Annotated in this window: 4 protein-coding genes; 1 reads left to right on the top strand and 3 read right to left on the bottom strand. The window is 57.1% G+C overall.

The window, feature by feature from the left end; translation table 11 throughout:
- The 3 genes from AB4043_RS13280 to AB4043_RS13270 form a co-directional block, all read right to left on the bottom strand.
- On the bottom strand, positions 1-569 hold a 569-nt coding region (locus tag AB4043_RS13280), incomplete at its 3' end, for a DUF7948 domain-containing protein (protein ID WP_442307250.1).
- Between the two features lie 690 nt (positions 570-1259).
- The gene (locus AB4043_RS13275; protein WP_442307249.1) at positions 1260-3983 is read right to left on the bottom strand and encodes an ADOP family duplicated permease; all 2724 of its coding nucleotides are present in this window, start codon (positions 3981-3983) and stop codon (positions 1260-1262) included.
- Complete coding sequence (locus tag AB4043_RS13270) at positions 3980-4327, bottom strand: PadR family transcriptional regulator (RefSeq protein ID WP_442302941.1); 348 nt, start codon at positions 4325-4327, stop codon at positions 3980-3982. Before AB4043_RS13270 ends, AB4043_RS13275 begins: the two co-directional genes overlap by 4 nt.
- Before the next feature lie 956 nt (positions 4328-5283).
- Between AB4043_RS13270 and AB4043_RS13265 the strand changes: the two genes are divergently transcribed.
- Complete coding sequence (locus AB4043_RS13265) at positions 5284-5805, top strand: hypothetical protein (protein WP_442302940.1); 522 nt, start codon at positions 5284-5286, stop codon at positions 5803-5805.
- Positions 5806-5945 lie beyond the last annotated feature (140 nt).

Below are 5945 nucleotides of genomic sequence, written 5' to 3'. Positions count from 1 at the left end.
CCATCAGGCTTGATGGAGGCGATGAAGTAGCAGGAGCTGGTGTATTGGCAGCTCACCGTGGAAGGAACGGAACCCGCGTGGGGAAAGTTGCTGGAGGAGGCGATGCCGCCGACAATTGCGTTCCYGGCTGAATCCACGGTGATCGCTCCGCCGAAATCACCGAAGCTTGTAGAGGAACCACCAAGATAAGTCGAATAGATTAGTGTCTTTCCGGTCGGGTCTAGCTTGGTGATGAAGACGTTCGTAGCGCCAGAGCCACCAAGTCCTGATTGAATGGGATTCTTCGTCGGGAAGTCCGTTGAAGTGGTGTAGCCGGTGACGAAAACATTGCCGCTTCCGTCTGTGGCGACGCCCGTCACGTGGTCCGCGCCGGTCCCAGCCAGGTAGGTAGCAAAAGTGATGACGGGATYGATCACCAGCGCTTGAGAGTGGTCATACTCGCCTAGTTCGAACTGGATTTGGTTGTCGCGTGTGAGATGGAACTTTGCCGAAACATTCGTTTTGCCTCCAGCCGAGATCTGGTAAGCGACGGGTTTGTGAAACTCGATCGTGCCACTGGGAGATACCATGGCCAGGCTTCCATCGGGCCGCAGACGTAAAACATTTCGGATCCATCGTGACTCATCTGTTCCTATGAAATAGTTGGTGTGCCCGGCCAGAGGCTGCATGCCTTTGGGAGTAGCGTTTCCCCCGCGAAAGTCTATATGCAGTGGCTGTGAGGCGTTTCCGCGCAATACGATGTCCAGACCGTTGCTCGCGAACAAGGCATCAGCTCCATCGCGACGAAACCTGTACGCGTAGGGCTCAACAATCTGGCCTCGATTAGCTTCGAAGGCTATTGGCAGGGTCTGAGGCGCCTTCCTCGCTGCTTGTGCWTGGCTCAAGAGAGCAGTGAGGAGGCACAGCATAGAGGCGAAGTAGCAACGGGCAGGAAAGCGGAACATGGAAACCCCGGTAGAACTCGATCTGTATATCGCAGTGCTCCTAATTGAGGAAATGTGCGCTGAAGGCAACATATTCTACAATTCGGTCGATCACGGTGAGAGTCTACAGAATTGTAATCGAGAGGCGGGACCTTCATCTGATGCGGATTCCCAAACTGGGCAGTCGTTTCTGTGCGCTTTTCAGAAATTATTGGGAGAACGATTGTCAGTATCGAGAAGTAAGTCTCACGGAAGCAATCCGCCCACGCGTTCTCCATTGGCGCTAACAGGGCTTACCACTTRTCGAAACATGTGAACGCGCAGCAACAAAGAAACTCATTCAGAGTGGAGCGTTGTGATTGGATCGAAGCGCATGGCGCGTAGCGCCGGAATATAGCTGGCGGCGAGTGCGACAGCGGTCAGCACAACGGTGAAGCCTGCGAAGGTGGGTAGATCCGTAGGCGACACGCCGTAGAGCAGACCGGACATGAGGTGAGAGGCGATGAGCGCACCAGCTACACCCAGTCCGGTGCCGGCGGCAGCCAGACTAACTCCCCGGCGCAGGACCATCTTCAGGATGGTGCCTTTTTGCGCTCCCAGCGCGAGGCGAATGGCGATCTCACGTCTTTGTTCATTCACGACATACGAAATCGTTCCGTAGATGCCGAGCCCGGCGAGTAGTAATGCAGTGGCTGCAAAAAATCCCACCATCTCCATCGAGAATCGCCTGACGGAGAGCGACGCGGAGAGCACCTCATCCAGAGTCTCGCCATGGAAGACCGGGAGCTCCGGATCGATGGATTGGATCTGCGTGCGCATCTGCGAGGAGATCGCGCCGGGATCGAGCTGTCCGCGAAGAAAGATGGCCAGGTCTTTGGCGGGGCGCTGGTAGACGCTGCGGTAGATCTGCGGAACGGCTGCGTCGGCCAACGATTCCGTGCGTGCATCGGCAATGACGCCGATGATCGTTGTCCAGGGTGGCGTGGTCCCCGTCCGCCGGTCGCGGCTATCCAGGCGCAAGCGGACGCGTTTGCCCAGCGGGTCCTGATTTGCCCAATAGGTAAGAGCGGCAGCCTGATTGATGACAGCCACCTGCGGCGTGTCTTCAAGGTCCTGATCGTTGAAGAGGCGCCCGCGCAACAGCGACACGCTCAACAGGTGGAAGTATTCGGGCGAGACGATGGGGCTATTGATCACAGGCGCCTCATTGTCCTTCATCTCGATGCCTTCGCGGAGCAATGGCAGCCGGCCGGGCTGGCTGTGGCCCAGGGGAAGCGCGGCTTCGTCACCGATGGCCGCTTCTTCTACGCCCGGCAGGGTTCGGCTGCGGCGAAGAATCTCGCGTACCAGGACCGCTTCCTGCGTGGCTGATCGGTAGATATCAGCACTGGGATCGTTAGGCCCGGGCAGCCAGGTTTGAATGGCCATGACGCGGTTGGGATTGAAGCCGGGCTGCACCTTGAACAGATCCCAGAAGCTGCGCAACAGCAGCCCCGCGGCGATGRGGAGCACCAGCGAAAGCGCCAACTCACTGATGACCAGTATCTGGCGGGCACGCGCACGTTCCCGTGATCCGCTGGAGCCGCGTCCTTCCTGGCGAAGCGTTCCGATCAAGTCGAAGCGGCTCATCAACCACGCTGGAGCAAGGCCAAAGACGATGCCGGTTGCGACAGAGACAGCCACCGCAAACATCAGCACGCCCCAGTTGATCGCTATGTTGTTCAGATGCGGAAGGCTCTCCGGAATGAGCCTCAGCAGGAAATGCTGGGCACTGAAGAGAATGGCAACACCGGCGAGTCCGCCAAGCACGAAGAGCAGCAGACTCTCGGCGAGGAACTGGCGGATGAGCCGCGTTCTCTGCGCTCCCAAAGCCTGACGAACCGCGATCTCACGGCCTCGCCCACTCGCCCTGGCGAGCAGCAGATTGGCGACGTTGACGCAACTGATCAGCAGGACCAGGCCTACCGCGCCGAACAGCAGAATGAGAGAGGAACGAATGCTGCCGACCACGGTTTCGGTCAGTGGAATCAGACGCACGGTCCATTGGGTCTGTGCCGGATACTCCCCCGGATATTGCTTCTTCAGCGAGTCAACCAGCGCATCGAGATGCCCCTGCGCGGCCGCAATCGAGAGACCGGGCTTCAAGCGCGCGATGACAGCGCGACTCGCCAGACGCAGATCGCGCTGCGCAGGCCGAAACGGCAGACCGGTAAAGCCTGCGCCCAGCCACAGGTCTACATTCTGCTCGTCACTGGTTGAGCCCTGATCGCGAAAGCCGCGCGGCATCACGCCCACAACACGATAGGCGTCGTTGTCCAGGCGCAGCACCCTGCCAACAATCTGCGGGTCCGCTCCGAACTCTTTCCTCCAGAGCCCGTCGCTGATTACAACCTCCAGGTTGTAGCCGGGAGTGGGATCGTTCGGATCGAAGGTGCGGCCCAACTGCGCGTCCGCGCCGAGGACCATGAAGTAGTTCGGCGTAACCTGCTTGAAGCTGAGACGCAGGGGCTGCTCACTGCCCGTGAGGTTCACGTTTGCGCCGGTGCCGGTAAGCGCCACGGACTGGAAGATTCCGGAAGCCTGCAGGTCTCTCCACTCAGGGATGGAGATGCCGACGCCGTGCGCGCCTACACCGGGAAGGTCGTCCTGAACGCGCACCAACTCAGTGGGATTTGGATATGGCAACGGGTGCAGCAGCGTGGCATCGATCACGCTATAGATGGCAGCGGTGGCTCCGATGCCCAGCGCCATGGTGCCGATCGCAATGACAGCGAATCCAGGAGATCTCAAAACCATGCGGACCGCGTAGCGCAGGTCGAAGAGCAGATTCTCAAAGAAAGGAATGCTTTGCTCGGCATGGTGACGCTCGCGGATGGCTTCGACCGGTCCGAGCTTGAGCGCGGCCTGTCGCCGCGCCTCGACAGGCGGCATACCGGCGCGCATGTTCTCCTCTACCTCAAACGCAAAATGCCCGGCGAGCTCTTCCCGCAGACGTTCATCGGTGCTCCGCCGAGTTACAAGATTGAAAAGCCGAATTCTGAACCGTCGCAGGAATCTCACGGTAAGTCCTCCGCCTTGACTTTGAAAAAGCGCGCGATGATCGCCGCGGTTTGCTCCCACTCGCGGGTCTCTGCCTGAAGCTGCTTGCGGCCGGCCGCGGTAAGCCGATAGAAGCGCGCGCGGCGCTTGTTCTCCGATACACCCCACTCGGACGCAATCGAGCCTTCATGCTCCAGCCGAAGCAGAAGGGGATAAAGCGTGCCCTGGTTCACAGCCAGAAGATCGCCGCTGATCTGCTCGATACGACGGGCAAGCCCCCAGCCATGCTGCGGCCCAAGGACGTCGAGTGTCTTGAGGACCATCAGCGCGAGCGTACCTTGCAAAACGTCTGGCTTTTCCTTCACGGGGCTTTCCTTCATGGCATATGAACCTTTAGGTTTCCAATAGGAGAATAGTGACACGCTTCCTTTTGGAAAGCAACAGGGGATTTTAGGATCCATAAGAGTGAAATAGCACCAAGGATTCGGGACGGGAAATTGTGCTTGGGCTGAATTTGCCCTCAGCGGCTGAAGCCGCTCGCGTTTCATGTCCGACTGCGGCACGGCTGAAAGCCGTGCCCTTAAGCAAAACATTCGCGCGTTGCGCGAACGAGAGGCTCGATGGTTGTTGCGCTTGGCGCAACTATTTCGCACCGGAGGTGCGAATGCCTTGCTTAAGCGCACGGCTTTAGCCGTGCGATAACAAGCCACAAAATACGGTGGCTTTAGCCGCTGAGGGCAAATTCAGTTCCGCCCGAAATTTGTGGGATATAGTCCAATGCGCAGTCACCCATCCACGGGACCATGACATTCTTTTTTTGACATTCTTGAGACCATCGAGCCTCTCGTTCGCACACCGCGCGAATGTTTTGCTCTGGCGTCCCCGATCGGCTCCGCTGGATGGAGTCGCTTGGTTACTGATAAGCGAGGAGAACCGTCCACTACTTGAATTTTTCTTTACAAGGTTTCTAATTGAATTGAGTTATGCAGCCGAAGAAGGCACTATAACGTTGCAGCACAGATTCTTTCGGAAGAGAAACGATGACAGATTTGCTTTACGTCAAGCGCCGTGATGATGACTCCGATGGCGGTGAGCCGCCAACCAAGCCTGGAACCCCAGTTCCACCAAACCCGGGAATCAAATAAGAAGAACACCCTCCTCCCGGAGGGTGTTCTTGTATTACAGAAGATTCTGCGCAGAAGAGACACGGTTCTTTTGGAAAAACAACAGGAGATTTAAAACTCCGAACGGGGCATCTTGAAGCGAGCTATGATGGGCCTATCCATGCTGTAGACTTCAACCGGACCCTAAAAAATCAACTATGCGATTCTCTGGCAAGCTTTTCGCAGTAGTCCTTTTCGCCTCCATTTCTGTCCTGGCTGAAAGCAAGAACCCGGCAGACTATCCGCTCCGTGTCCATGTCTATCCCCATCAGAAGGTTCATTTCTACAACGGCACCACCGAGGAAGAATCCAAGGGCGAGGGTATCGCTAACCTTTATGAAAACGGCATGCCGCACGGCGTCGAATTCACCTTTGACTGTTCGCAGAATGTTAAAGGAAACTCTGGATTTGAAACTTACCCCGCGAAGTGGAAGAAGCCCAATCAGGAACTGGTCGTACTCGTACCCGTGTTCGCTAAGACGAACGCCTACTTCACCTGCAACTTCAAAACCAGTGTCAAGGACGAGGTCTACGCGTTGAATAAGGGCAAGCTCATCAAGGTGCCGGGCGTTCAATACAAAGACTGGATGACGAAACACAACTACGATCCTGAACATGGCCTGAACACCCCTACCAATATCCAGCAAGGGAAGGAAGACAGCGGCGCACCGGCGAACTAAAACCTGCGTTTAATGCCTGATTTCAATAGGCGTACCGATGGGCACGAGTTTCCAGACTTCGTCCATTTCAATATTCGTCAGAGCGATGCAGCCGAAGGTCCAGTCGGGGAGCTGCTGCCCGGGTTTGACCCAGTCGTTTC

It is taken from the genome of Terriglobus sp. YAF25, assembly GCF_052113305.1.
GTDB lineage: Bacteria > Acidobacteriota > Terriglobia > Terriglobales > Acidobacteriaceae > Terriglobus.
Note: the sequence above shows the minus strand (reverse complement) of the source record. Positions and strands in the feature narration are given on the sequence as shown.

Bases quoted from the DNA above. Each gene is read 5' to 3' on its own strand.
- AB4043_RS13265 (WP_442302940.1), top strand. From the start codon at position 5,284: ATGCGATTCTCTGGCAAGCTTTTCGCAGTAGTCCTTTTCGCCTCCATT.